Origin of the sequence: Idiomarina seosinensis, assembly GCF_003987275.1 — a bacterium.
Lineage (GTDB): Bacteria > Pseudomonadota > Gammaproteobacteria > Enterobacterales > Alteromonadaceae > Idiomarina > Idiomarina seosinensis.
Genome location: NZ_PIQF01000003.1, coordinates 143,336 through 169,160 on the forward strand (window position 1 = coordinate 143,336; position 25,825 = coordinate 169,160).

Consider the following 25,825-nt stretch of genomic DNA (forward strand, 5'->3'; position numbering starts at 1 on the left):
TTTTTAAAAGTAGCTAGCATGGTCATTATTCAAGCATCAACCGATACCCGCTGTATGGCCAGAGCAATTATTGCTGACGATCACCCCCTGTTTCGGGCGGCAATGAAACAAGCCCTTGCCGAGACATTAAAATCCGACATCGTAGAAGTCTCTAGCTTTCAACAGCTTGAAGAAGCTCTTATTGAGCAGCCCCAAATTGAGCTGGTATTTCTTGACCTTTCTATGCCCGGCAATCGAGGCTTAACCGGACTGTCCACGTTACGTAGCCAATACCCAGATATCTTAGTGGTGATTGTTTCTGCTACCGAAGATACTCGTGTGGTGCGACAGGCAATGGCGTTAGGGGCTAGCGGTTATATTCCTAAGTCGGTGCCTTTACCAGAGTGGAATACCGCGGTGACTACCGTACTCGCCGGGGATAACTGGTTACCGGCATCAATGCAGAACCTTACTGAGGAAACTGATCCTGAGATGTCAGCCTTTGCTAATAAGCTGGAACAGTTAACACCGCAGCAATTTAAAGTTTTACAGTGCATTGCGGATGGCTTGTTAAATAAGCAGATAGCGTATGAACTCGGGGTTCAGGAAACAACCATTAAGCAACACGCGTCGGCGATCTTGCGTAAATTAAGTTGCGTTAACCGGACCCAGGCAGGAATCTTGTTCCGGCAAATGCTAGATACTTCTGAGTCGCTTGATTAATCGTTTTAGTGCGCCGCTTTTCAATGGTTTTGGTATAAAGTGAGCGTTAACTTCTAATGCTTGTTCGCGCAATATTTCATCGGGATCAGCCGAGTTAATAATCGCTGTTGTTTGGTGACCCCACTGTTGTCTAAGGGCCTTCACTACGTCAATACCGGTTACATGATTGTCCAGGTGATAGTCGGCAAAGATAAGATCGCATCGAGCTATCTGCAGCGCTTCTGATAAATTACTAACCGGGGCGACGGATGCTCCCCATTGCTCTAACAGCGAGGCTGTAGCCGCTAATACTCGACTGTCGTTGTCTATGACCAGCACCGAACGTCCGGCTAATAGCTTTTCGAGCGTTTCAGGTTGTATATCATTATTTTTCACCAGCTCGACCTTTTGCCAGGATTTGACCGGTAATGTAATCCCAAAGGCGGTTCCCACGCCTTCTACTGATTTTAGCTGCAACGGAATATCCATTAATCGGCAAATCCGTTCAACAATCGATAAACCAAGACCAAGGCCAGGGTTGTCACCATCAGACTGCAACTGATGAAACTCTTTAAAAATCTCTTCTTGTTTATGGACCGGGATCCCCTGGCCACTATCGATAACCCATACCGTAACCTGTTGCCCGCTGCGCCGAGTGCCGAGTATTATTCGGCCCTGATGTGTATAACGGAGCGCATTGGACAATAAGTTTTGGATGATACGGGTTAGTAGTTTTCTGTCACTGTTGATGACAGCTGATGATGGGATATAGTCAAATTGTAAGGCTTTCTCTGACGCCATCGCTTGATAGCGCTCAACCATTGGCTGCAACACGCTGTCTAATCGAAATGTTTGCCGATCCGGCTTGAGGTTACCGGCATCCAGCTTGGTCATGTCTAACAACATCGTCAATAGTTCTTCAGCGTGGTCTAGTGAGCGACGGATATTTAGGGCAAGAGGCAGTTGTGCCGTTTCAACTTTGGCCTGCAGCATTTCGCAAAATAGGCTGGCGGCATTAAAGGGCTGCATCAAATCATGACTGACGGCAGCGAAAAAGCGAGACTTGCTCAAATGTGCTTTTTCTTCCGCCTGCTTTGCTAACAGCAGCTGCTGGGTGCGTTCATCAACGCGCTTTTCCAGCTCCTGATTAATTTGTTGCAGTGCCTGCTGGGCTTTAACCCGTTCGGTGATGTCGCTGTAGGTGGTGACAAAGCCGCCACCGGGCATTGGATTTCCTTGTAACTCAATGATCAAGTCACCCTGAGCCCGTTGATACTTATAGGCGCTGCCTGCGCGTAAAAAATTTAATCGTTTCTCGATTTCGTCATCAACATTACTATTGCCTGAGTGGCTTAAGAGACCGCGGTCAGCGTTATACCTTAACAGCTCTTCAACTGGCATTCCGGCTCTGACCAGGCCATCGGGGTATTCAAAGACTTCCAGATAGCGACGATTCCAGGCAACCAACCGCAGATCTTGGTCGATGACACTAATACCTTGCGGAATGTTTTCTACCGACGACTGCAGCAATTCCCGATTAAACTGATATAGCTTCGATGCCTCGGTGGCCCAATCGACGACTTTCGCTACAGGCACCTCTTGTTGCTCCGAAACGGTGTCAAATAGTAGCCGGGTCGCAGAGGTACCAACAATACTCGATAACTCCCGCTCAATACGCATTAATGTTGGTGCAGGAACCAGAGTTTGGGGGTCCTGAAAGAGCAAGTTAACCCCTAGCTTTTGTTGTAAGTCGGTCAGTTGCTGGTGGTTGTAAAAACGCTCGAGTAAAGCATGTAACCGAGCCCAGCTAAGGCTAGGCTGACGGATAAAGTCGTCGCTACCAACCGTTAGCCGTTCGTTTCTTTTATGAGGAGACACCAGCGAGACGACAATAAAAATTAACAGGTTAATTCCAAGACTAATCAGCACACCATCGGCGACTTGAGTGTCAGTCATTGGCTTCGAGGTGTTAAGAGCTGGAACCAGTAATAAAACGAACCAGACTATGGTTCCGCTGACCAGTCCGGATAGTACTGCAAGTTGGTTACTGCGTTGCCATAACACGCTGCCAATAATTGATGGACCCAGCTGCGACAGTAGCGCTAACGAAATCAGTCCTGAATTAACCAACGGTAGGGTATCAATAGTTAGCTGGTAATAGATGTATGCCATTAGCATCACCAATACAATGGTCATGCGGCGAATCAATAGAATTCTGGCAGGAGTAAATTGCAATTGTCTTAAACGCTGACGGGTCAATCTAAGCCACAGTGGCATTACCACATCGTTAGAAATCATGATGCTGAGTGCCAGCAAAGCGATGATAACCATGCTGGTTGCTGCTGCTAAACCACCGATAAAAGCCACCAATGCAATATCCGGTCGGTCGCTGGAAAGTGGAATAACCAGCATAAAAGTGTCGGTTGCCGCTTGGTCGGGAGCAATAAGCAGAGCTGCCAGAGCGATTGGTAGTATAAAAAAGTTGATAGCGAATAGGTATAGCGGGAATGCCCAACGTGCTACTTTTAACTCATCGCTGTGAGTGTTTTCTACGTAGCTAACATGGAATTGCCGCGGCAGGCAGAACATCGATAATGCGCCAAGTAAAATATGCACCAGGTACACGTAGCTGCCATCAGCTGTACCACTTAGCACATCGCGGGTAACAGGAGCATTATAACTGGTTTCTAAGAGATCGCTGAACCCATCGAACAGACCGTAGGTAGCGAATAGACCAACGATAATAAAAGCGACTAGCTTGACTAACGACTCAAACGCGACGGCGTCCATTAAGCCGCTGTGTTGTTCAGCCAGACTCAACCGACGGGTACCAAATAGAAAACCAAAGCCAATCATCACCAATGCCACTAAAGCCGACAGATCGAATAACCAAAATGGGCTTTGAGCAAAGCCGGTGACGGCCGAAAAGCTCGCAGTCACGGCTCTTAGCTGTAAAGAGATATATGGAATGACGGCAATCAGTGCCGTAAATGCGACAACCCCTGCCAGCAACGGCGATTTGCCATAGCGAGTTCCGATTAAGTCAGCTATGGAGGTAATGTTTTGTTGTTTGCAGTAATTGAGCAGCTTTAGCTGTAAAACGTGTAAAAACAAAAAAACCAGGATTGCACCAATATAAGTTGGTGCGAATGCCCAACCATAATAGGCCGATTGGGTTACTGTGCCGAAGAATGCCCAGGATGTGCAGTGAACCCCTTGAGCAAGGGCGTAGCGATATGGCTTTGCCGGTTGTTTTGATGCGCTGTCACCCCTGTAAGCAATAGCAAACAGGATCAACAAATAAATGATGGCCGTTGCTAAGGTAAGGCTGACGGATAACATGCTTAATAGTGCTCAGGGTTATCGCGGAAGACCGGTAGTGACCACTGGTAACGAATAGCTCCCAGCCTGATAATTAGCGTCGATAACATGCCTGCTACTAATGCTACTATCGGATAAAACGGCACTAACAGGGTGTAAACAATAGCGCCGACGATGCAGGTAGTAGCGTAAAGCTCACTTTTAAGCACCATGGGGACGTCGCGCGCCAGAACATCGCGAATCATACCCCCGAAACACGCCGATATAGTTCCCATAATAACGGCTATAAACGGTGAGAAACCAGCAGACAGAGCTTTCTCGGCACCCATGGTCGCAAAAAATGCTAATCCAATAGCATCTGCAACCTGCAATGTCGTCATTGGAATGTAGGCTTTGTAGCGCAACCAGATAATGGTCACCAGTGCCGAGCCAAGAATGGTATAGATGTAGGTTTGATCCTCGGTCCAGAAAACCGGCAACCCAAGAATAAGGTCACGGATCGTGCCGCCACCAATTGCAGTCGCAGAAGCCAACACGATAACTCCAAACCCATCCATGTGTTTACGAAACGCCAGTAAGGTTCCTGCAACAGCGAATACTGCAACACCTGCCTGGTCAGCCCAGTAAAACAACACCTCCATAAGTAACTCGCCCTTTTGTGCGCCTGAATGCGGTTAGTTTGTCATTATAAAAGATAGAATGGTAGCTGATTGCTCGACTATTTTGACTGGTTACTTTATCATCAGAAACGCACTTTGAGTTTCAAGTTGATGTAGTTGTGCTAAGGACCAGCGTAAAATGATGAATGTGGCCGACATGAAAACAAAACATGCTGGAGATGACATTGAAAGTCATATCCAGTATGTACCAACTTTGGTTGTTGCCTTACACCCAGATATCTCACGGATTGGAGAAACCGCGCCGCTGCTAAGCTTGTCGCAGGACGGCCGCGACTATCTCAGCCGCAATCGCCCTGATTTTTCCAAAAATGGCCGCGCAGGTCGTTCTTTATGCGAGCCGCGAATTAGTCGTTCACCTATTATTATCCAACAAGATAGTCAGGATACCTTTCGGGTTCGGGCTCATACTACTAGCACAACCGTCGAAATAGCCGGTCGTGCGGAGCAAAGTGAGTATTTGCTAAGCCGCGCGGACATTGGTAGCGGCGTTGTGATGACGCTCAACAAAACAGTTGTTCTGCTGCTTAAGCTATTGCCGCTACAAGACGTCCGAATTCATAAAGAAAGTTTACTTAAGGGCATTAGTCCGGATATTAGAGCTCTGAATAGCAAACTTGAAAATGTTGCGCGGATGGATATACCGGTAATGATTCGCGGTTTGGCTGGCTCAGGCAAAGAACAAGCGGCTTATAAAGTTCATTCCGACAGCCCACGTGCAGATAAGCCTTTTGTCAATGTTAATCTGGCTGCTATTCATGATGTTGTCGCCGCGGAAGAACTGTTCGGTAGCTTACATAAGCAAGCCCAAAATCCCGGCTACTTTAGTCAGGCAGATGGCGGCACGCTGGTGTTAGAAGACATAGAAGATGCGTCTGAACAGGTCATAGAACTGTTGTTTAGTGCCATTAAAAATGGTTATTACCTGCCCTTACAAAGTGATGTGCCAAAACCAATTAATTGCCGGCTAGTGCTGACTAGTGTTTATGATAGCTGTCCGTGCGCTGTGGACTCCCGTTTATGGCAGCTTACCAATGCTTTGTCAGCGTATCAGGTTTTCTTGCCGCCTTTGGCCGAGCGAGTCGAAGATTTAAGCTTGTTATTTATACATTTTGTCGAAGAACAGTGGCACCGATTGTATCCTGACCGAGCTTTTAACTTGAACATTCCAACCGACCTGATGGGGCAGCTGATGGCGTTTCACTGGCCCGGTAATGTTCGCCAATTACGCAATGTTGCCCGACAGGTTGTTATTGATAGCCGTGAGGCATCGACGCTACAGCTCGATCCGCAGTTGTTATCTATTTTAAAACCGCAGTCGAGACAAAGAACCGAAAGAATAGGCGCCAACGGCAACGCTAGAAAACCGAACAGTATTAGCCGCGAGGAATTATCCGAAGCATTAGAAAACAATCGCTTTGAATTGCAAGCTACAGCACGTGAGTTAGCTATTTCACGTGCTTCGGTTTATCAGTTAATTCAACGCTTTGAGGGATTAAGTACTGCCCAGGATCTGGATGAGGCCGAGCTTCGTAATTGCTACCAAAAATATCGTGGCGATACTGAACAAATGATGTGGGAACTTCGGGTTTCGCAAGTGGGTATGCGCCGACGCTTAAAAGCCATGGGCTACGATATTTGAATCAGTATCTTTTATTGGTGAATTTTTGCTAGACTATCCCTCCTTAACGACTTGTAATTCTTTTACCTTGTCCTCATGTAGGACAAGGTGACATAAAACGTTCGAAAAACTTAAATATAACTGGGGAATGTTATGAATTTCTTTATTAGTCCTGCGTACGCTCAAGACGGTGCAGCCTCGGGTGGCGGCATGGAACTTATCTTCATGCTGGTCATGTTTGGCCTGATTTTTTACTTTCTGATTTATCGCCCACAAGCGAAACGTGTTAAGCAGCATAAAGAATTAGTTTCATCGCTAAGTAAAGGCGACGAAGTACTGACTCAAGGTGGTATGGTCGGTCGCATTACTAAAGTGAGTGATGACAAAGACTTTATCGTTATTGCTTTATCAGAAGAGATCGAAGTTACTGTGCAGAAAGCAGCGGTAACCTCAGTTCTTCCAAAAGGCACTATGAAATCGCTGTAATAGCAGTAAAAACAAAGGTAGGCACGACGTGTTAAATAAATACCCGTTGTGGAAAAACTTGCTGGTTGTTTTCGTTATATTATTGGCAGCGCTGTACGCGCTGCCAAATATTTATGGCGAAGACCCGGCAGTGCAAATTTCCGCAGACCGACAAGCAACGATTGATACCAGCACCCTTGACCGGGTTCGTAGCGTTTTGACGAGTGCTGACATCTCGCCAAAGTCCATTGCGTTAGAAGAGCAACAGATACTCGTTCGATTAACCTCTGATGACCAACAGCTGAAGGCTCGGGAAACGCTTGTCGACAGCCTTGGCGATAATTATATCGTAGCTTTAAACTTAGCCCCGGCGACACCTGAGTGGCTAAAAAGCATTGGTGCAGAACCAATGAAGCTTGGCCTGGACTTGCGTGGCGGTGTTCATTTCTTAATGGAAATCGATATGGACGAAGCGATTCGTAAAATTGTCGATGGCATGAAAGATACCGTGCGTAATGAGTTGCGCGAAGAAAGAATCCGTTACACGGCAGTCGATGCCGGCGATGACGGTGTCACTGTCGAGCTACGTAACGACGAAGCTTACCAGGCGGCGGAAAGCTATCTTTCGGATCGTTATCAAGGCTACCAGTTGGTTGAAGAACCAGAACAGCGCACGCTAGTTCTGCAAATGACCGAAGAGAAGCTGGCAGAGACGCGTGATTATGCGGTGTCGCAAAACATTACCATTATGCGTAACCGGGTCAATGAGTTAGGTGTGGCTGAACCGCTGATTCAACGCCAGGGGTCAAACCGTATAGTGGTTGAGCTGCCAGGCGTTCAGGACACTGCGCGAGCTAAAGAAATTCTAGGCGCTACGGCAACACTTGAGTTCCGTATGGTTGACACTGACAACGATGTGCGTGATGCAATCAATGGTCGGGTTCCTTTTGGCAGCGAATTGTTGCCGATGCGAGATGGTCAGGATCAGCTACTTAAAGAAGACGTTATCTTAACCGGTGATCATATTGTTAACGCCGGCGTTGGTTATGACGAGTACAATCGTCCACAGGTCAATATTACCCTGGATGGTGCTGGTGGTAATAAGATGTCGATGGCGACCAAAGATAATGTTGGCGATCCAATGGCTACCGTCTTTATCGAATATAAAGCAACCGATGAGCGGGATGATGAAGGCAATCTGCAGTTTACCAAGAGTGCCGAAGTTATTAACGTTGCTACCATTCAGTCGCGTTTAGGCAGCAGCTTCCGTATTACCGGTGTTGGTGCACAAGAAGCTAAAAACTTAGCGCTATTATTACGCGCAGGTGCTTTGATCGCGCCGATTCAAATCGTTGAAGAGCGCACCGTTGGCCCAAGCCTTGGTCAACAAAATATTGATGCAGGTACTCAGGCAATCTTTTGGGGCTTTGTGTTAGTGCTGGTCTTTATGGTCGCGTACTATCGAAAGTTTGGCTTGGTTGCAAACTGTGCATTGGCGGCAAACTTGGTTTTAATCATTGGTGTTATGTCGATGATTCCAGGCGCAACTTTAACTTTGCCAGGAATGGCGGGTATCGTTTTAACGGTGGGTATGGCGGTTGACGCCAATGTGTTGATATTCGAACGAATACGCGAAGAGATAAAAGCCAAGCGTAGCCCACAGCAAGCGATTCACCATGGGTACGACAGCGCATTATCGACCATCGCCGATGCCAACGTAACAACATTGATTGCGGCATTAATTTTGTTCGCTATCGGTAACGGACCGATTAAAGGGTTCGCGATTACTCTGGCTATCGGGATTATTACTTCAATGTTTACCGCGATCATTGGTACCCGTGCCCTTGTGAATTCAGTCTGGGGCGGAAAACGCCTTAGCAAGTTATCTATTTAGGCGAAGTTATGCGTGAACTTATAAATACAGACGAACGAATTCCTTTTATGCGCTTTCGCGGCGTGTTTGCGATAATTAGTGGTTTGCTGATTGTGGCATCTATTATTTCGCTGTCCGTCAACAAGCTTAATTTAGGCTTGGACTTTACCGGCGGTACGCTCATTGAGGTAGGCTTTCAACAGCCTGCCGACTTACCGCAAGTGCGTAACGTCTTGAGCGATACAGGTTTTGAGGATGCTGTGGTGCAAAACTACGGTACTCAGAAAGATCTATTAATCCGCTTAGAACCTCGTACAGACGTCAAAGCTGAACAGCTCGGGACTACTATCCTGGAATCTCTGCGCAGTAATATTGATCAAAATATTGAAATGCGTCGGATTGAGTTTGTCGGCCCTAACGTAGGCGACGAATTTATCGAACAGGGCGGTTTGGCGATGCTAACTGCACTCATCTGTATCCTTATATACGTTGCATTGCGATTCGAGTGGCGACTGGCTGTGGGCGCGGTTGCTGCGTTGGCGCACGATGTAATTATTACCCTGGGTCTATTTTCGATTTTAGGTCTGGAGTTTGATTTAACCGTGCTGGCTGCATTGCTGGCAGTTATCGGTTATTCAATAAACGATACCGTGGTGGTCTGTGACCGTATCAGGGAAACGTTCCGGAAGTTTGCTAAGTTGACACCGCTACAAACGGTAAACCGAGCACTAACCGATACACTGAGCCGTACTATCGTTACTTCAGTAACAACTATTTTAGTGTTACTAACGCTGTTCTTCCTGGGTGGCCCGTTAATTCATGGCTTTTCTACGGCGCTATTGTTCGGTGTTATTATTGGTACGTACTCGTCTATATTTGTTGCTAGCTCGGTTGCGATTTCGTTCGGTGTTAGCCGTGACGACCTGATGCCAACAGAAGTGGAAAAAGAGGGTGCGGATCAAGATCCGCTTTAAGCGTTAAAACGAACTACTTAAAGTTCTGGAGAAACTTATGCTCGCTGTATTATCACCGGCTAAAAACCTGGATTACGAAAGCGACATTCCGGCAGTAAAGCCGACCCAGCCGCGTTTACTGGATGACGCGGCTGAGTTGGTAGACGTGTGTCGTCAGCTAAGCCCGCAACAGTTAGGCTCACTAATGAAAATTAGTGACAAATTGGCGGGGCTTAATGCAGCGCGTTTTAGCGAATGGTCGCGGCCGTTTACCGAGCAGAATGCCCGGCCAGCAATGTACGCCTTTAATGGTGATGTTTATGCCGGGTTAGATGCTTATAACCTGTCTACTGCTCAGGTTGATTCAGCACAGCAGCAACTGCGTATTTTGTCGGGCCTTTACGGTTTACTAAAACCGTTGGATCTGATGCAGCCTTACCGTTTAGAAATGGGAACTAAGCTGGATAACCCGCGAGGCAAAAGTCTTTATCACTTTTGGGGTGACACCATAACTGAGTTGCTTAATCAGGATTTGCAGGAACAAGGAAGTGATGTATTAGTTAATCTTGCATCAAACGAGTACTTCTCGTCGGTCAATACAAAAAAATTAGCAGCAAAAGTTGTTACTCCAATTTTTAAAGATGAAAAGAATGGTCAATATAAAGTAATTAGTTTTTATGCCAAAAAGGCTCGAGGGCTAATGGCTCGCTTTATGGTGAACCAAACGCCAGCTTCTGTGTCTGAGTTAAAACAGTTCGACTTAGCTGGTTATCAATTTAATGCAGCGGAATCTGATGAAAAGCAACTGGTTTTCCTTAGGTCCGAAGCCGCTCGTGGATAATTGATAACGCTCCCGTTTAAGTAACGCAGGAAGTGAATTATGACTGACGACAACATGAATCAACAAAGCGATCAGCAACCCAACAGTTCGGTAACCTGGATTGCCGTGGGTGTTATTGTACTGATAATTATTGCAGCGCTTGTTTGGTGGTGGATTTCTGCGGGAGCAAACGAACAGAGTAAAGTCCAAACAGAGCCAGCTCAGCCAGAGCCGGTAACTCAAACGGTTGAGTCTGAAAAGTCCGAAAAGGTAGAAGAGCCGGTACAACAAGAGCCTGAGTCTAAGGTTCAAGCTGAACCGGTTATCGAGCCAGAACGAGAGCCAGAACCCGAACCTACTCCTGCTCCTGAATTACCCGAGCTGGATGAAAGCACGCCTACGATTCTGCAAACTTTAGATACCAGTGGCCTATCCATTCAGCCCCTGAAAAGCTCGCAGTTGGTTCGTGATGCGGTGGTTATTATTGAAAACCTGCGAAATGGCACCTTGGTACGTGAGCGAACTGTCGTTCAACGTCCCGATGGGCGTTTTAGGGTGTTAGAAATCGACGGCGAGTTGTATATCGATGAACAAACTTATAAGCGCTACGATGCTTTAGTGGACTGGTTTGTCAGTCTCGACGAACAAGCCTTAGTTGAAAACTATGAGCTATTTAAGCCACTGATGAATGAAGCTTTCGCCGATATTGGCTATCCGGACTCTGATATGACCAACGCCGTTTATGAGGCTATTGACGTATTGTTAGACACGCCAGTACCAGAGTCATTGGTGCAGGTTAAAGACGACGAAGTGATGTATACCTACGCAGATCCTGCCTACGAGTCTCTACCGCCGGCGCAAAAACAACTGCTTAGAATGGGACCGGATAACATTAAACGTATAAAAAGTAAGTTACGAGAAATTAGGAAGGTCTTAAAAGCAAATCTATGAGCAAAGAAACGGTAGACACTATTCCGACACACGTGCAAGGCGAATTTCCGACCCGTGACGGGCGTTTTTTAAGATGGCTAGGCCGCTTAGGTTTGCGTTTGTTCGGCGGCTGGAAAATTAACGGTGAAATGCCTGACGTGAATAAGGCTATTTTGCCGGTAGCGCCACACACCTCCAACTGGGATTTTCCCGTGGGGGTTTTTGTGATGTTGGCGATGGGGCTAAAATTAAACTATTTGGGTAAAGCCAGTTTATTTCGATTCCCGCTGAAAGGGTTAATGACAAAGCTAGGCGGTATTCCAATTGATCGAAGCGCCCCGAATGGCGTGGTCGGAAAAATGGTTTCCGAGTTCAGCGACAGCGATGAACTGATTCTGGTGATAACCCCTGAAGGAACCCGAAAGAAAGTAAAAGATTGGAAGAAAGGTTTTTTACATATGGCCAAGCAAGCCAATGTGCCGATTATTCCTGTTGCTTTTGATTACGCTCGTAAAGCTATTGATATAGGTCCGGCCTTAATGATTACCGGAGAAATAGAAAAAGAGTTGGAGCGTGTTAAGTCATTTTTTGCACACGCCCAGGGCAAACGGGCGGAGTTTAGTTAATGGTTAGTGCGCTGCGCGGGCTGCTTATTGTGCTCAGTTTACTGGCCGTTAAGTCAACTTTAGCGGCCGACTTTTGGCAAAATGACTGGGTAGTTCCTGAGCGCACTGAATCAAAAAGCTTACTCATAAGGCCGTTAAAAGCGGCAGATTCAGATCGGTTATTTCATAGTTATATGGGCTCGCAAGAGTGGCTTTTCGATCGCTTGGGCTGGAGCTGGCCATCAGAAAAAAGCTCGCTCGAACAAAATCACTCGATGGTACAGTTGCATTTGAAACAGCAGCAAAACAACGATGCTTACACCTATATCGTGATTGATCGAGAGCGCGATATGGTTGTTGGTGTTGTTTATTTCGTGCCGGTTATACAGCAACGTGGCGAGTCAGGTATTATAACTTCGCAAAATTTTAACGCGGAAGTCACTTGGTGGTTAACACAACCTGCGGTTAACGCGAGTTTACATAACGATTTATTCGAGTTGCTGACCGGCTGGCTCAGAAATGGCTGGCCATGGTCGCAAGTGTTATTCCCGGTAGCTGAATCGAACGAGCCTGCACGGGCGCTGCTGGATAACAGCTCAGCGCGGTTAATTGGAAGAAACCGTGACACTGAAGAGCTGTTTTACTCCTATACTTTGGCACGCAAATAAACCGCAAACTATTCCGAATTATGCTATTATTCGCGCCAGATCAAGTAGCGCAGCCAGCGAATTGAAGAAAGGAAATCCTATGCAAGTTATAGAAGGCGGTATCGCCGCAACAGGCAAGAAATTTGCCATCATTGTCGCCCGCTTTAATCATTTTGTTGTAGAAAGTTTGTTAGATGGCGCAGTCCAGACGTTGCAACAATACGGACAAGTGAATCAAGATGACATTACCGTGGTGAGAGTGCCAGGTGCTTACGAAATGCCGGTTACGGCAAAAAAGTTGGCGGCCTCTGGTCAGTATGATGCGATTATTGCGGTCGGCGCTGTCATTCGCGGCGGTACGCCTCATTTTGAATTTGTAGCTGGTGAATGTAACAGTGGCCTCGGCCGCGTTGCCAGTGACTTTGGTTTACCGGTTGCGTTTGGTGTCATTACCACAGATAGCCTAGAGCAAGCCATTGAACGCAGCGGCTCTAAAGCCGGTAACAAAGGCTCCGAAGCAGCCTTAAGTGCGTTAGAGATGGTCAACGTATTAGATAAGCTGTAAGGAGTAAAAGATGAAACCTGCAGCACGCAGAAAAGCAAGGAAACTTGCCGTTCAGGCGGTTTACTCCTGGCAGTTAACGCAAAACACATTTACCGATATCGAGGCGCAATACCTTACTGATAGCGACACCAGTAAAGTAGATGTTGATTACTTTCTGGAGTTGTTAAGAGGTGTTGGCAGCTATTACAAAAGTCTTGATGAAGCTATTGCACCGTTTTTAGACCGACCGATAAAAGAGCTGGACCCGGTAGAGTTAGCGGTACTAAGGATAGCTGCATTCGAACTGAAAGAGCGGTTAGATGTGCCTTATAAAGTAGCGATTAATGAGGCTATTGAATTAGCTAAGTCGTTTGGTGCTGATGACAGCCACCGCTTCGTTAATGGCGTGCTTGATAAAGCCGTCGACACATTGCGCCCCGTTCGCCAATAAATATAAAGCCAACGGTTAAGCCGTTGGCCATTATAACCTCATGCTTAACGAATTTAGCCTGATCGAACAATATTTCCTAAACAATAAAAAACAGCGGCCCGATTCCATTGTTGGTATCGGCGATGATGGCGCTGTTACGCGAGTGCAGCCCAACCATGACTTGGTGACTGTTACCGATACTATGGTCAACGGCGTTCATTTTGATGAGAGTACCCCGCCACGTGCTATTGGACATAAGATAGTCGCAGTCAACTTAAGTGATCTCGCCGCAATGGGCGCGGAACCCTGTTGGATATCGCTGGCTTTAACGTTGCCCGATGCCGACGAAACATGGTTGAGTGAATTCGCCGCTGGGCTCCATGAAATTTGTCAGTACTACGATTGTACTTTAATTGGTGGTGATACCACCCGTGGGCCGCTGACTGTGACCGTCACTGCTCAGGGGCAAGTACCCGCTGGCGAAGCCATTACCCGTTCTGGCGCTAAGCCAGGCGACTGGCTTTATGTTAGCGGTCCTTTGGGCGATGCAGGACTGGGTCTGGACATGACACAACAAGCTGATATGGCGACAGGACCGCATTTGCAAAGGTTGGTGGAACGTCTGTACTACCCGCATCCAAGAGTTGCTTTAGGGCAAACCTTACGCAACGTTGCCGGGGCATGTATCGATATTTCGGACGGTTTGCTAGCAGATCTGCAGCATTTGCTCTCCAGCTCAGGGGTCGCGGCAGATATCGAGTTGGACAAAATTCCTCTATCGCTGGCGATGACCGAAACCTTGTCCCAGGATGCGGCTTACAAAAAAGCGCTGACGGCGGGCGATGATTATGAGCTGTGCTTTACGGTCGAAGAGCATAATCGTGGTCGGCTGGAAACTCTTACCGCTCACTTAAAGAACAAACCGATATGTATTGGTCGAATTACCCAGCTGAGGGAGCCAGCGATTCAATTTAAATTGCACGGCGAAGTTTATGAGCTGCCGCTGGAATACCAAGGTTATAACCACTTCAATAACTCCGTTACTGCTAAGGACTAGACATGAAACGTTGGCCCGGCATTAACTTCTTTAACCCTCTACACTTTTTAGCATTTGGTTTTGGTAGCGGTTTAGTGCCGAAGGCTCCGGGTACCTTTGGAACCCTGGCAGCGATCCCTGTGGTGGGGTTATTAACATTAACGCCACTGTGGTTTTATCTGCTGTTTACCGTCTTAGGGACAGTATTTGGTATTTATTTATGCCGCCGTACGGCCGATAAAATTGGGGTGCATGATCATCCGGCGATTGTCTGGGATGAGATCGTCGGCTATGCCATTGCTATGTTTGCATTGCCGTTTGAGTGGCCGTATATCATTGCAGCATTTCTGCTGTTTCGCTTATTTGATATTAGTAAACCGGGCCCAATTGGTTGGCTTGATAAAAGACTCACTGGCGGTAGCGGGATTATGATGGATGACGTGCTGGCAGGGGTTGTCAGCAACGTCATCATTCTGGGCGTCTTACAGTTTATTTAAACGGCGTTTGATACTTTGCAATAAACCGTTACTATCCAGCCCCAATTCCGCGCGTACTTCGGCTTGACTGCCATGCTTAACAAACTGATCCGGTAGGCCAATGGTTAGCGTGTTTATATTAAGTTGACGTTCCGCTAAAACTTCGAGTACAGCGCTTCCTGCACCGCCTTGTACTGAGTTTTCTTCGACTGTTACTAGTAGTTCATGAGAACCAGCTGCTTTGACGATAGCGTCGATATCCAGTGGCTTTATAAAGCGCATGTCAATCAGGGTGGCATTAAGCTGTTCTGCAACTTGGCGGGACTCGGCTAATAATGTACCAAAGCTCAGTATTGCGACGCTTTCTCCAGTTTGGATCAAACGTGATTCGCCAATTGGGATACACTGATCAGAATCTCTTAATTCAATTCCTGTCGCACTGCCTCGAGGGTAGCGTACCGCCGCCGGCCCTTGGTATTGATACCCGGTTTGTAGCAGGTCACGGCATTCCTGCTCGTCACTCGGTGCCATGACCACCATATTAGGAATACAGCGCAAGTAGCTAAGATCAAACGCTCCTTGGTGAGTCGGTCCATCGGCGCCAACAATACCCGCCCGGTCAATAGCAAACAGTACATCTAAATTCTGTAGCGCAACATCATGTATTAACTGATCGTATGCGCGTTGTAAGAACGTTGAGTATATAGCAACGACCGGCTTTAAACCGGCAATGGCTAAACCTGCGGCATAAGTAACACTGTGTTGTTCGGCAATGGCTACGTCAAAGTACTGCTTAGGAAAGCGCTTAGAAAACTCTACCATCCCCGAGCCTTCGCGCATTGCCGGTGTAATAGCCATTAGACTACTGTCCTGGCTGGCTTGATCGCACAACCATTGGCCAAAAATATCTGAATAGGCTGGTATCCCCGGTGCTTTCACCGGCAGTTGCGATAGCGTCGGGTCAAATTTAGGCACGCCATGGTAGCCGATCGGGTCTTTTTCTGCAGGCTGATAGCCTTTGCCTTTTTGGGTCGCAATGTGCAATAGTTGCGGACCTTTCAGGTCCCGCATGTTAGTTAAGGTTTCAACCAGCTCGTCAATATCGTGGCCATCGATAGGACCGATATAATTAAACCCCAGCTCTTCGAAAATGGTACCTGGAGCCATCATGCCTTTCATGTGTTCTTCGGCGCGACTGGCAAGGTGTTGAATTTGTGGCAGCGGCTTAAGTAGTTTTTTCCCTTGCTCACGAATTGATGTGTAAACCTTACCGGATAACAGCCGGGCAAAGTGTCGATTAAGTGCACCGACATTCTCCGAAATAGACATATCATTGTCGTTAAGAATGACCAGCATATTGGGTTTTATGTCACCGGCGTGGTTCATCGCTTCAAATGCCATACCTGCGGTCATCGCTCCGTCACCGATAATAGCGACCACTTTTTCCCGCAAGCCACGCCGCTCTGCTGCCACGGCCATGCCTAATGCCGCCGATATCGAGGTGCTCGAGTGGCCTACTGATAAAACATCGTAAGGACTTTCGTCGCGCCAGGGGAATGGGTGAAGGCCATCTTTTTGCCGTATGGAGTGCAGTTGGTTCTTACGGCCGGTTAAAATCTTATGAGGATATGCCTGATGACCAACATCCCATACTAACTTGTCTTCGGGAGTGTTGTAGACGTAATGCAATGCTACCGTTAACTCGACAGTCCCCAGGCCTGATGCCAGGTGACCACTGCTTTTACTGACTGAACTTAATAAGAACTGTCGAACGTCATCGCATACTTGTTTTAACTGCTTTGCTGGTACGCGGCGCAGATCTTGTGGCAGATCAATGCTGTCGAGAAGTGTTTTCATAGTACTCTTTTTGTCAGTGGTCCCGCGTTAGCAGAACGGTCGAGAAGTTTTCTAGCGATTCGGTATTGTACGGTATATCGGCGAGCGACTGTAGTGCTTGTTGGTGCAATGACAGCAGTTTTTGCCGTGCTCCGTCAAGCCCTAAAAGTTGAACATAGGTTGATTTTTGGGCTTGCTGATCGGAGCCTTGGGGTTTACCAAGAACCTCGGTACTTGATGTGACATCAATAATATCATCTTGGATTTGAAAGGCTAGCCCAAGATTTTCTGCAAAATCTCGAAATAGTGAGCGGTACTGCTGCGCTTGCTGAATGCCGCAAAGTACGCCTAAATCAGCGCTGGCGGTAATTAATGCACCGGTTTTGTGGCGATGTACCCGCTCCAGCTGAGCTTCGGTCAGCTGTTTTTCGGTGGCAGCCAGATCCAGTGATTGACCACCACACATGCCCATACCACCGCTGGCCTGAGCTAATACCGAAACCATCTGCAACTGGCGCTGTGACGGCACTGAGTCAGCGACTGGGGTGCTTAGCAGGCTAAAAGCAAGTGACTGCAAAGCGTCACCGGCAAGTATTGCCGTTGCCTCGTCAAATGCCCGGTGACAGGTTGGTTGACCGCGCCGCAGGTTGTCATCGTCCATGGCCGGCAAATCGTCGTGAATGAGTGAATAGGCATGTATACACTCAACGGCACAGGCGGCATTTAAAGCAAGGGAGACATTGGCTCCACATATATCCGCAATAGTCATGGTTAAATAAGGGCGTACCCGTTTGCCACCGAGTAACACGCCATAACGCATCGCGTCGGCTAGCCGCTGTTCTGCGCCAGCTTCGCTTAAATGTCGTTGTAAAGCTTGGTCGACTTGCTGCCGCACGCTCGCCGTTATTTGCTGAATGGTCACTCATTGTCCTCTTGCGGTTCTAGTTTTTGCTCACCATTCTGTTCTATCAAAAGTTTGACCTTATGTTCTGCCTGTTGCAACTGGGTTTGACTGGTTCGCGACAGCGCTATTGCCTGCTCGAATTTTTTTAGTGATTGTTCTAGCGGCAGATCGCCTTGCTCTAATTCGTTAACGAGCTGTTCCAGTTGTTGCAACGCTTGCTCAAAAGACAGTTGCTGTTCGGGTTGTTCAGACATAAAGTTGCTCACCTAGGCTGTTAGTAACTGCCATTATCTAATAAAGATTTACCAATGTCAGCCGATGATAACCTAACTAGCAGCTAGAGTTTTACTGAATCGCTTGTCAGCGACGCCGCGATGTTTGAAAATGAACTCTGCCGTATGTTCGGTTCGAGTCGAAATAAGACCATATTTATCCAGGGGGAAGCTGAGTGGATATCGCAACACTGATAGGAATAATTGGCGCTATCGGCTTTGTCGTCGGGGCAATCATAATGAGTGGAGACGTAACTCTGTTCATTAACGTGCAGTCTTTATTCATTGTAGTTGGTGGCTCGCTGTTTATTACATTGGCTAATTTCCCACTGGGCCAATTTTTCGCCACTGGGCGGGTACTGGTAAAAGCGTTCTTTTTTAAAATAGAACACCCACAAGAATTGATAGACACGTCAGTAGAAATGGCTGATTCAGCGCGTAAAGGTGGCTTTTTAGCGCTGGAAGAAGCAGAAATTTCGAATCGTTTTTTCCGTAAAGGCATCGATATGCTGGTCGACGGGCACGATGCCGAAGTGGTTAAGCAAACTTTGTCGAAAGATATCCAAATGAGCTTTTCCCGACATGAGGAAGGGGCTCGTTTTTTCACTGTGTTGGCAGATATCGCCCCGGCGATGGGTATGATCGGTACGCTCATCGGCTTGGTCGGCATGCTGGCTAACATGGATGACCCTAAAGCAATTGGTCCGGCCATGGCTGTTGCGCTATTAACGACCCTTTACGGCGCTTTCTTAGCGAACGTCATCGCCATTCCGATTAAAAATAAACTGATGTTGCGGGCTGAACAAGAAAAACTGAATCAGCAACTTGTGTTGGATGCCATTTTAGGTATCCAAGATGGTCAGAACCCACGTGTAATCGAAGGCATGTTGCGTAATTACCTGGCAGAATCTCAACGCGTAAGCGGGGATGAAGGGGAAGACTAAAAGTCATGGCGTCCACTACGGAAGAGAAACAGGATTGTAAATGTCCTCCCCCCGGGCTCCCCGGATGGATGGCAACATTCGCCGATCTGATGACATTGTTGATGGCGTTTTTCGTATTGCTGTTGTCGTTTTCCGAAATGGATGTGCTTAAATTTAAGCAAATTGCGGGCTCAATGAAATTTGCCTTAGGTGTGCAAAATAAAATTGAGGTAAAGGACATTCCTAAAGGAACCAGTGTCATTGCGCAAGAGTTCCGGCCGGGTCGCCCGGAACCAACCCCAATTGAAACAATCCAGCAGCAAACCGTTGAAATGACCCAGCAAATGCTTGAGTTCCAGGAAGGCGAATCTGACTTTGCCGGAGGTGAGCAAACGGAGCGGGGCGGTGAACAGGCGGAGAGTGAAGAAGATCAAAAAAGCGCCGATTCAGAATCCAATAGCGAAGCTCAAAGTGAAAAAACTAAAGAACTGCTTGAGCGTATTCAGCGTCAGCTGCAGGAGCAAATGCAATCGGGCTTATTGGAAGTTGAGCAGTTTGGACAGCAGATCTTAATCCGTATCCGCGAACGAGGCTCTTTTCCTGAAGGGTCTGCATTTATTCAGCCACAATTTAAACCGGTATTGCGCGAAGTGGCTGAGGCATTAAAGGATATTCCAGGTGAGATTACAGTTTCCGGGCACACGGATAACCAGAATCTGGTGTCTGAAATTTATACCTCGAAATGGGATCTGTCATCAAAACGAGCGGTCGCGGTTGCTGAAGAAATGGTAACGGTTGAGGGCTTCTCCGAAGATCGGTTAGTTACAATGGGATTTGCTGACACAAAACCCATTGTTCCGAATAACTCGGCAGAAAATCGCGCACAAAATCGACGGGTCGATATTGCTATTATGCAAGGCAAGGCCAAAGAGTCAGATCCGGTTAACGTAGTCGACTAGGCACCGGTCGCTGCTAGCAGGACCGGTTAAAACATCGTATAATGCTGCGTTTTGGCTGCCCGCCGGGTAGTGGTGTTGATGTTGTTACGATGGTTCCTCATATGAAGTTTGTTGTTCGCTTACACGCAGAAATCACAATTAAAAGTCGTTCGGTGCGTAAGCGCCACGGCAAAGTTCTGACCAATAATCTACGTAAAGTCTTGGCTCATCCGCAAGCAGACACTTTGGTCAAATGGCTGTGGGACCGTATCGAAGTAACTGCGGAACCGGTAACGGATGCAGATCGCGAACAGGTTCGTCGCCATATAACCCAAGGTTTGCAAAATACCCCCGGCATTTCATGGTTTGCCGAAGTTGAAGAACGTCCGCTCAGTGATTTCGAAACATTAGCCCAATGGGTGGGTGACCGCTGGCTACAAAGTATTGAGCAACGCAGCTTTGTAGTTCGGGTAAAACGTAAAGGCCACCATGATTTTAACTCGCAGCAACTCGAACGGTATATTGGTGGCTATTTGCTGGAGCATAGCGACAACGCGCGGGTTAAACTTAAGCACGCTGATGTTGAAATAAATCTGCAGATCATCGACAAGAACATTCAGCTAGTTGGCAGCCGCCAGGAAGGTCTGGGAGGGTTCCCGATTCCTACTCAGGAAACCGTCGTCAGCTTAATGAGTGGCGGTTTTGACTCAAGTGTTGCTAGTTATGAATTTATTCGTCGTGGCGCTCGCACCCATTTTTGTTTTTTTAATCTTGGCGGCGATGCGCATGAAGTTGCGGTACGCCAGATTAGCCATTATTTATGGCAGCGCTTTAGTGCCTCTCATCCGATAAAATTTGTCAGCGTCGACTTTGCACCGGTGGTAGAGGATATACTGAAACATTGTGATAATGGCTTGATGGGGGTTGTGCTTAAGCGTCAAATGTTGCGAGCCGCGGCTCGTGTGGCGCGTTACTTAAAAGCGCAGGCATTGGTTACTGGCGAAGCGATTGGTCAGGTGTCTAGCCAAACGTTATCTAACTTGAAGGTGATTGACAGCGCTACTGATGCTTTAGTTTTAAGGCCATTAATAACTCGGGATAAACAAGAAATTGTGGATGTCGCGAAGAAAATTGGTACCGAGCCATTGGCTAAATCGATTCCAGAGTATTGCGGTGTTATCTCCAATAAACCAACTGTGCGTGCTATTCCAGATGAGGTAGAGGCTGAGGAAAGCAAGTTGGATATGGAGCTTCTCAAGCAAGTAGTGAACGATGCACAAGTACTGACTATGACGGAGATCGGTGCTGCCGCCGAGCAGCAAGCCAGGCTTGAACCAGAAGTTACGTCTGCTGATTTAGACCGGGTCGTGATTGATATCCGCAATAGTGACGAAATTGAAGAAAAACCGCTGCAAACTGATCTGCATGTGCTGGAAATACCGTTTTTTAAATTACAGTCAGAATTTGTAAATTTAGATGCGGATAAACACTACCTGCTGTATTGTGCTCAAGGCGTTATGAGCAAGATGCAGGCATTGCTGCTGCAAGAAGCAGGCTATAATAATGTATCGGTGTATAGTGACCAGTAAGGGAATACCGCTTGAAACAATCAAAGTTGTCAGTCGTCGTTGCGCGAATCGTTTTTGTTAGTTTACTGATTGCAGTAACCTTGGCGTTTGTTTGGCAAGTTCCCGCCTCAAAGGCAAGCAGCATTCCGTACGCTGATAAATGGGTCCATTTTGCGATATTCTTTTTATTAAGTTTAACACTTCATAAAGCGTTCGCCTTGAGTGGCCGCATTTCCTTTTTATTATTAGCGATGTACGGTCTTCTGATTGAAGTGGTGCAAAACTATATCCCTGGTCGCGGTTCAGATTTATACGACTGGATGGCAGACAGCCTTGGCGTCCTCGCCTATTTCGGACTCGTGTATTTATTGCAGCAACGCAAAAAAAAACGCTGAATTAATCAGCGCTTTTTGTTCTTCTTAGACTTCTTTTTGGCTGTCTTTTTCGGCCGTTTCTTCTCGGTTGACGGGAACTTATACTGCGGTCGCAAGTCTTCGAAAACGCGACGCTCTAAACGTTCCCCGGTATAGCGTTCAATGCGACCCAACAGCAGCGCATCGTGAGCCTCCACTAAAGAAACTGCAGTGCCTTTGGCTCCGGCCCTTGCGGTACGACCAATGCGGTGCACATAAGTATCTGCCTGGCGCGGTAAATCGTAGTTCACGACCACACTGACAGTATCAATATCGAGTCCGCGTGCAGCGACGTCGGTCGCGACCAAGACCGAGCTTTTGGACTGTTTAAATTGTTCAATGATTCGTTGACGCTCGGATTGTGGCAGGTCGCCGCGCAAATGCATCACTTGCTGGTCAAAATTAGCCTGTAAATAGCCAGTTAGCTGATCCACGCGCTCGCGGGTTTTAACGAATACAATTTGTCGGCCAGGGTATTCTGCCAGAACTTTTAATAACAACTTTTGTTTATGCTCTGCCGTATCCGCCTGATAAGCGTATTGCAGAATTTTACCGCGTTCACGCTTAGGTGGCTTAACTTCAATCAGCTCAGGCTCGTTAAGCAAGCGTTTGGAAAAGGTAACCACGCCGGCGCTTTCTAAAGTCGCTGACGATAAAATGCTCTGTTGGCGGTGACGCGCATGGCGGGCTATCTCTTCAACGGTTTTGGTAAAGCCCATATCCAGCATGCGATCAGCTTCGTCAATAATTAACCACTCTACGCTTTCTAACTGATACTGCTCTGCTTCGATTAAATCCATTAAGCGACCGGGGGTAGCGACTAACAAGTCATGTGATTTTTCTAGCTGACTAAGTTGAGTACCATAATTAATACCGCCGGTGACGACCACGGAGCTGAGTTCTGTCAGCGGGCTAAACATTTGTGCTTGTTGGTGTATTTGCTCGGCTAGCTCACGCGTTGGAGCCAATACCAAAATGCGTGCAGGACCAGGACTTTGCCGTGGAAAATCCAGCAAATGTTGCAGTGCTGGCAACAGAAACGCCAAAGTCTTGCCGGTTCCGGTTGGTGCACTCAGCAATAGATCCTTGCCGTCCAGAGCGACCGGAATCGCCTGCTGTTGTACTTTTGCGGGTTTGTTTAACTGCTGCTCTTTAAGAGTGAATATTAAACTGTCGTCGAGTTCTAGCTGTTGCCAGTCAAGTGCCATAGGTATGCCTATTGTGAGAATTTTATCTGAGCAGTAATAAAGGGGTCTGCGTATTTTGTAGCATTTTTGTCGTGGTGCTGCCGATTAAAAAGCGTCGTATGCGTGAGTGGCCATAAGCTCCCATAACCACTAAATCGATGTTTTTTTCTTGCTGATAGGTATGCAACGTCGGTTCAATCTCGCCCGGGCGAATTTCAAACCGGACATTATGACGGAACTCGCGCAGGTGGTTGGCTGCCGCTTCTATCGATGCCTGAGCTTCGGGTGTATCGTTACCAATCATCACCAGGTCAATCGGCATACCTTTAAAAATAGGGCTTTCAGCAAGCAATTTAACCCCTTTTCTGGAAGTGTCGCTGCCATCAAACGCCAGCATTACGCTTTTTGGCCGTTGAAACTGAGGGGGTGTTACAAGAATCGGTCGTTGCACGGTACGAATAACCGTTTCTAACTGACTACCGATGTGTTTTGTGTCATTACTATCAACACCATGCAAGCCCATCACCAACAAGCGCATGTCACTTTCGATATCCAGCAATGAGGTGGCCAGATCGCCATGGCGTTGGCGCAATAACACCTCACTTAAACCTTGTTGTTTGGCACGACGTTTTGCCGCTTCCAACATATTTTGCCCATGCTTCAGGGCGAGTTTATTACGTTCTTCGTCGAGCTTAGCAAGCTGCGACAACAGAGTTTCCTGACTACCAAGCCCAATATTGCCGGTCATATCCGGTTGGGTGGGGTAGCGACTTTCATCCAGAACATGGAACAATGTTAGCGGCGTTTCTAACCGCAAAGCCGCCCAACTTGCGTAATCACAAACGGCGGTGGTCGACTTCGAACCATCGATGCAGGCTAATACGTGCTTCATTTTTGTCTATCCTCTGTTGCCGAGCCGAGTTTATCACGGCCCGGCAGTCAGAGCTATTAAAGACCTAAAACCTTTTTTCCTTGAATAAAGTCGACGTCAACCGGTATTCCTTTGTCACTGAGTCGATCCAGGTCGGCTTGCAACTGTTCATTTACCACGCCTAAACGAGCAACTAACTCGTTAACTGCCTGGTAGTCGCCGTCGCCCTGCAAGGTTAAAATTTGTTCAGAGAGACTGTTCATCGCCTGCCGCATTCTGCCCATGCTGATGGCATATTGTCCCTCGGCGTTGCGGGTAAACGCGCCCTGGTTGGCAAAATAATTGAAACGGATCATGTTAGCTTTGCCATGGGCGCTGGAGGCACCAAACCGTACGGAACGAAAAATACTTGCCATAAAGGTCGTGTAATAGTCTTCTAGCTCACCTCTATTAATTTGTTGTTTTTCGAACAACTGCGTGATCATGTACAGGCCGAGAATGTCAGCCTTGCCTTCTTCCAGCGCTGAAGCGTGTTCTTTTAGCGCCGAGCGCACGGTTCCCTTATCGTTGATGGTATTTTTTATACCCAGCCCGTGAGCAACTTCATGAAACATGGTATTGGCAAAGAATGCATCAAAGGTAATATTATCTCGTTGCTCCGGCACAATCAGCTCTTCGGCGATAGGGCGCAGAATTTTGTCAAACTTTGCCCGCATCGCATTTTTTAACTGTAACCGGCGGGTGCCTTTTTCCAGTTGCACTTGCTCATCATTGGGCAGGTTAATCGCAATTGTTTTACTGCCGGCATTAGAGTGTCCAGCGTAATATATTGCATCGTACGCGTTTAGTTGCGCGTTGGACCCAGGTATTTCCGCTTTATACTTATCCTCGACCGGTAATCCGCGTTGTAACTCGGGTAAAAATTGCGCGTATTTGGCTAACCGTTCGCTCCACGCTTTATCCTTAATAAGTACGTAAGACTCGAACGCCGTTTTGTAGCCAAATAGCTGATCTTCGTAGTTTTCTATTGGCCCAATCACGACATCAATGTCGTTATCGGTCATGTCCATCCAGGCAAGGTCTGAAGGTTGGTACTCATTACTTAAAAATGCGTCGGCGCGCAGTCTTAGGTAGTTAGCAAAAGACTGACTCTCAGCCAGATCAGCTGCCTGCCGCAGAATATCAGCAGCTTCAGTAAGTTGTTGCTGGTAGGCATCCGAGTAATTTACTGTTATCAGCTGGCCATTGTTGTCACGGCGCAACAAAGTATAAAGACTGGTTTTATCCGCATTATCGAAGCGTTCGAATTCTTGTTTACTCATATCCGCTGGATAGAAGTTGGCGCCCGCCGGTTTTTCGCTAAACTCCTGCACAAAGGGTTTGTTGCCATCTAACCTGTCCCAGGGGCCATAGTTAATATTACCAAAGTTAACTGCTTGGCTCGGTAGGGCCGCTAAAAACTCTTGGCGGTCGCGAGGGAACGCTTGTTGCCAAAACAACTCGTCCATAATTTTGGAGGCATCAATCAGTAATCCAATCATTTGTTTTTGATCGGCGGATAAGTGGCTAAGGTCGCTGGTGAGCTCATAGTCCGTGTAGATATCAAAACGACTTTCCGCGCCATCAACTAACTGGTAGTTTATGGAATGTTCAGACGTATCGGCCTGAGTTGAAGATGAGCTATCGGCAGTGGTGTCACCGTTATTATCACTGCAGGCAGCGATAGCAAAAATCAGTGGGGTCAAAGTGAATAATTGTTTTAACATAAGGGTGCTTTTTTGGTTATAGTAGCGAATATAATAACCTATAAAATACTGCTAACCATAAGCAGGCG

General features: G+C 47.3%; 25 protein-coding genes. 17 read left to right on the forward strand and 8 right to left on the reverse strand.

Annotated elements, in window-relative coordinates:
- Nucleotides 1-54 precede the first annotated feature (54 nt).
- A complete protein-coding gene (locus CWI81_RS09795; RefSeq protein ID WP_126785338.1) occupies nt 55-702 on the forward strand; it encodes a response regulator transcription factor in 648 nt (215 codons plus the stop codon).
- On the opposite strand, the gene CWI81_RS09800 is transcribed toward CWI81_RS09795, so the two are convergent.
- Together CWI81_RS09800 and CWI81_RS09805 are read right to left on the reverse strand one after the other, a co-directional pair.
- Nucleotides 676-4,023: a PAS domain-containing hybrid sensor histidine kinase/response regulator gene (locus tag CWI81_RS09800; RefSeq protein WP_126785143.1), complete on the reverse strand. Its 3,348-nt coding sequence runs from the start codon at nt 4,021-4,023 to the stop codon at nt 676-678. The two genes, CWI81_RS09795 and CWI81_RS09800, sit on opposite strands and share 27 nt — an antisense overlap.
- Before the next feature lie 2 nt (nt 4,024-4,025).
- Nucleotides 4,026-4,643, reverse strand: a complete 618-nt coding sequence (locus tag CWI81_RS09805) for a trimeric intracellular cation channel family protein (protein ID WP_126785144.1) — start codon at nt 4,641-4,643, stop codon at nt 4,026-4,028.
- A gap of 175 nt (nt 4,644-4,818) precedes the next feature.
- Here CWI81_RS09805 and CWI81_RS09810 point away from each other — a divergent pair, with 175 nt between their 5' ends.
- The 12 genes from CWI81_RS09810 (at nt 4,819) to CWI81_RS09865 (ending at nt 15,100) form a co-directional block, all read left to right on the forward strand.
- Nucleotides 4,819-6,321 carry a sigma-54-dependent transcriptional regulator gene (locus tag CWI81_RS09810; RefSeq protein WP_241970417.1) on the forward strand — a complete coding sequence of 501 codons (1,503 nt, stop codon included), beginning with the start codon at nt 4,819-4,821 and terminating at the stop codon, nt 6,319-6,321.
- A 132-nt stretch (nt 6,322-6,453) separates the two neighbouring features.
- Nucleotides 6,454-6,786 (forward strand): preprotein translocase subunit YajC, encoded by a 333-nt coding sequence (gene yajC, locus CWI81_RS09815; protein ID WP_126785145.1) that lies wholly within the window; start codon nt 6,454-6,456, stop codon nt 6,784-6,786.
- A 28-nt stretch (nt 6,787-6,814) separates the two neighbouring features.
- Complete coding sequence (gene secD / locus CWI81_RS09820) at nt 6,815-8,659, forward strand: protein translocase subunit SecD (RefSeq protein WP_126785146.1); 1,845 nt, start codon at nt 6,815-6,817, stop codon at nt 8,657-8,659.
- Between the two features lie 8 nt (nt 8,660-8,667).
- Nucleotides 8,668-9,612, forward strand: coding sequence for a protein translocase subunit SecF (gene secF / locus CWI81_RS09825; RefSeq protein WP_126785147.1), 945 nt, complete (start codon nt 8,668-8,670; stop codon nt 9,610-9,612).
- A gap of 37 nt (nt 9,613-9,649) precedes the next feature.
- Nucleotides 9,650-10,432 (forward strand): peroxide stress protein YaaA, encoded by a 783-nt coding sequence (yaaA, locus tag CWI81_RS09830; RefSeq protein WP_126785148.1) that lies wholly within the window; start codon nt 9,650-9,652, stop codon nt 10,430-10,432.
- A 39-nt stretch (nt 10,433-10,471) separates the two neighbouring features.
- Nucleotides 10,472-11,362, forward strand: coding sequence for a DUF3014 domain-containing protein (locus CWI81_RS09835; RefSeq protein WP_126785149.1), 891 nt, complete (start codon nt 10,472-10,474; stop codon nt 11,360-11,362).
- Complete coding sequence (locus CWI81_RS09840) at nt 11,359-11,967, forward strand: lysophospholipid acyltransferase family protein (RefSeq protein WP_126785150.1); 609 nt, start codon at nt 11,359-11,361, stop codon at nt 11,965-11,967. Before CWI81_RS09835 ends, CWI81_RS09840 begins: the two co-directional genes overlap by 4 nt.
- Nucleotides 11,967-12,614: a GNAT family N-acetyltransferase gene (locus tag CWI81_RS09845; RefSeq protein ID WP_126785151.1), complete on the forward strand. Its 648-nt coding sequence runs from the start codon at nt 11,967-11,969 to the stop codon at nt 12,612-12,614. Before CWI81_RS09840 ends, CWI81_RS09845 begins: the two co-directional genes overlap by 1 nt.
- Nucleotides 12,615-12,693: 79 nt before the next feature.
- Complete coding sequence (gene ribH, locus CWI81_RS09850) at nt 12,694-13,158, forward strand: 6,7-dimethyl-8-ribityllumazine synthase (RefSeq protein ID WP_126785152.1); 465 nt, start codon at nt 12,694-12,696, stop codon at nt 13,156-13,158.
- Between the two features lie 10 nt (nt 13,159-13,168).
- Entirely contained in the window at nt 13,169-13,588 is a 420-nt protein-coding gene (nusB, locus tag CWI81_RS09855) for a transcription antitermination factor NusB (protein ID WP_126785153.1), read from the forward strand.
- A 40-nt stretch (nt 13,589-13,628) separates the two neighbouring features.
- A complete protein-coding gene (thiL, locus tag CWI81_RS09860) occupies nt 13,629-14,624 on the forward strand; it encodes a thiamine-phosphate kinase (protein WP_126785154.1) in 996 nt (331 codons plus the stop codon).
- Nucleotides 14,625-14,626: 2 nt separating this feature from the next.
- Nucleotides 14,627-15,100, forward strand: a complete 474-nt coding sequence (locus CWI81_RS09865) for a phosphatidylglycerophosphatase A family protein (RefSeq protein WP_126785155.1) — start codon at nt 14,627-14,629, stop codon at nt 15,098-15,100.
- Here CWI81_RS09865 and dxs read toward each other — a convergent pair.
- Genes dxs through CWI81_RS09880 form a run of 3 tightly spaced genes read right to left on the reverse strand, consistent with a single transcriptional unit; the run spans nt 15,086 to nt 18,073 of the window.
- The gene (gene dxs, locus CWI81_RS09870) at nt 15,086-16,936 is read right to left on the reverse strand and encodes a 1-deoxy-D-xylulose-5-phosphate synthase (RefSeq protein WP_126785156.1); all 1,851 of its coding nucleotides are present in this window, start codon (nt 16,934-16,936) and stop codon (nt 15,086-15,088) included. The two genes, CWI81_RS09865 and dxs, sit on opposite strands and share 15 nt — an antisense overlap.
- A gap of 13 nt (nt 16,937-16,949) precedes the next feature.
- The gene (gene ispA, locus CWI81_RS09875) at nt 16,950-17,837 is read right to left on the reverse strand and encodes a (2E,6E)-farnesyl diphosphate synthase (RefSeq protein WP_126785157.1); all 888 of its coding nucleotides are present in this window, start codon (nt 17,835-17,837) and stop codon (nt 16,950-16,952) included.
- Entirely contained in the window at nt 17,834-18,073 is a 240-nt protein-coding gene (locus CWI81_RS09880; protein ID WP_126785158.1) for an exodeoxyribonuclease VII small subunit, read from the reverse strand. The genes ispA and CWI81_RS09880 overlap by 4 nt, the downstream gene beginning before the upstream one ends.
- A 194-nt stretch (nt 18,074-18,267) precedes the next feature.
- On the opposite strand from CWI81_RS09880, the gene pomA reads away from it, so the two are divergent.
- From pomA to CWI81_RS09900, 4 genes are all read left to right on the forward strand, one after another.
- Nucleotides 18,268-19,035, forward strand: a complete 768-nt coding sequence (gene pomA, locus CWI81_RS09885) for a flagellar motor protein PomA (protein WP_126785159.1) — start codon at nt 18,268-18,270, stop codon at nt 19,033-19,035.
- Nucleotides 19,036-19,040: 5 nt separating this feature from the next.
- On the forward strand, nt 19,041-19,973 hold the full coding sequence (locus tag CWI81_RS09890; RefSeq protein ID WP_126785160.1) for a flagellar motor protein MotB: 933 nt from the start codon (nt 19,041-19,043) through the stop codon (nt 19,971-19,973).
- Between the two features lie 101 nt (nt 19,974-20,074).
- Entirely contained in the window at nt 20,075-21,541 is a 1,467-nt protein-coding gene (gene thiI, locus CWI81_RS09895) for a tRNA uracil 4-sulfurtransferase ThiI (RefSeq protein ID WP_126785340.1), read from the forward strand.
- 11 nt (nt 21,542-21,552) lie between these two features.
- Nucleotides 21,553-21,915, forward strand: coding sequence for a VanZ family protein (locus CWI81_RS09900; protein ID WP_241970418.1), 363 nt, complete (start codon nt 21,553-21,555; stop codon nt 21,913-21,915).
- Between the two features lie 5 nt (nt 21,916-21,920).
- On the opposite strand, the gene srmB is transcribed toward CWI81_RS09900, so the two are convergent.
- Genes srmB through CWI81_RS09915 form a run of 3 tightly spaced genes read right to left on the reverse strand, consistent with a single transcriptional unit; the run spans nt 21,921 to nt 25,757 of the window.
- Nucleotides 21,921-23,141: an ATP-dependent RNA helicase SrmB gene (gene srmB, locus CWI81_RS09905; protein WP_126785161.1), complete on the reverse strand. Its 1,221-nt coding sequence runs from the start codon at nt 23,139-23,141 to the stop codon at nt 21,921-21,923.
- A 22-nt stretch (nt 23,142-23,163) separates the two neighbouring features.
- Nucleotides 23,164-24,012 carry a universal stress protein gene (locus tag CWI81_RS09910; RefSeq protein ID WP_126785162.1) on the reverse strand — a complete coding sequence of 283 codons (849 nt, stop codon included), beginning with the start codon at nt 24,010-24,012 and terminating at the stop codon, nt 23,164-23,166.
- A 56-nt stretch (nt 24,013-24,068) separates the two neighbouring features.
- The gene (locus CWI81_RS09915) at nt 24,069-25,757 is read right to left on the reverse strand and encodes a dipeptidyl-peptidase 3 family protein (RefSeq protein WP_126785163.1); all 1,689 of its coding nucleotides are present in this window, start codon (nt 25,755-25,757) and stop codon (nt 24,069-24,071) included.
- Nucleotides 25,758-25,825: the final 68 nt, after the last annotated feature.

Bases quoted from the DNA above. Each gene is read 5' to 3' on its own strand.
- CWI81_RS09795 (WP_126785338.1), top strand. From the start codon at position 55: ATGGCCAGAGCAATTATTGCTGACGATCACCCCCTGTTTCGGGCGGCA.
- CWI81_RS09800 (WP_126785143.1), bottom strand. From the start codon at position 4,023: ATGTTATCCGTCAGCCTTACCTTAGCAACGGCCATCATTTATTTGTTG.
- CWI81_RS09805 (WP_126785144.1), bottom strand. From the start codon at position 4,643: ATGGAGGTGTTGTTTTACTGGGCTGACCAGGCAGGTGTTGCAGTATTC.
- CWI81_RS09810 (WP_241970417.1), top strand. From the start codon at position 4,819: ATGAAAACAAAACATGCTGGAGATGACATTGAAAGTCATATCCAGTAT.
- yajC (WP_126785145.1), top strand. From the start codon at position 6,454: ATGAATTTCTTTATTAGTCCTGCGTACGCTCAAGACGGTGCAGCCTCG.
- secF (WP_126785147.1), top strand. From the start codon at position 8,668: ATGCGTGAACTTATAAATACAGACGAACGAATTCCTTTTATGCGCTTT.
- yaaA (WP_126785148.1), top strand. From the start codon at position 9,650: ATGCTCGCTGTATTATCACCGGCTAAAAACCTGGATTACGAAAGCGAC.
- CWI81_RS09835 (WP_126785149.1), top strand. From the start codon at position 10,472: ATGACTGACGACAACATGAATCAACAAAGCGATCAGCAACCCAACAGT.
- CWI81_RS09840 (WP_126785150.1), top strand. From the start codon at position 11,359: ATGAGCAAAGAAACGGTAGACACTATTCCGACACACGTGCAAGGCGAA.
- CWI81_RS09845 (WP_126785151.1), top strand. From the start codon at position 11,967: ATGGTTAGTGCGCTGCGCGGGCTGCTTATTGTGCTCAGTTTACTGGCC.
- ribH (WP_126785152.1), top strand. From the start codon at position 12,694: ATGCAAGTTATAGAAGGCGGTATCGCCGCAACAGGCAAGAAATTTGCC.
- nusB (WP_126785153.1), top strand. From the start codon at position 13,169: ATGAAACCTGCAGCACGCAGAAAAGCAAGGAAACTTGCCGTTCAGGCG.
- thiL (WP_126785154.1), top strand. From the start codon at position 13,629: ATGCTTAACGAATTTAGCCTGATCGAACAATATTTCCTAAACAATAAA.
- CWI81_RS09865 (WP_126785155.1), top strand. From the start codon at position 14,627: ATGAAACGTTGGCCCGGCATTAACTTCTTTAACCCTCTACACTTTTTA.
- dxs (WP_126785156.1), bottom strand. From the start codon at position 16,936: ATGAAAACACTTCTCGACAGCATTGATCTGCCACAAGATCTGCGCCGC.
- CWI81_RS09880 (WP_126785158.1), bottom strand. From the start codon at position 18,073: ATGTCTGAACAACCCGAACAGCAACTGTCTTTTGAGCAAGCGTTGCAA.
- CWI81_RS09890 (WP_126785160.1), top strand. From the start codon at position 19,041: ATGGCGTCCACTACGGAAGAGAAACAGGATTGTAAATGTCCTCCCCCC.
- thiI (WP_126785340.1), top strand. From the start codon at position 20,075: ATGAAGTTTGTTGTTCGCTTACACGCAGAAATCACAATTAAAAGTCGT.
- srmB (WP_126785161.1), bottom strand. From the start codon at position 23,141: ATGGCACTTGACTGGCAACAGCTAGAACTCGACGACAGTTTAATATTC.
- CWI81_RS09910 (WP_126785162.1), bottom strand. From the start codon at position 24,012: ATGAAGCACGTATTAGCCTGCATCGATGGTTCGAAGTCGACCACCGCC.
- CWI81_RS09915 (WP_126785163.1), bottom strand. From the start codon at position 25,757: ATGTTAAAACAATTATTCACTTTGACCCCACTGATTTTTGCTATCGCT.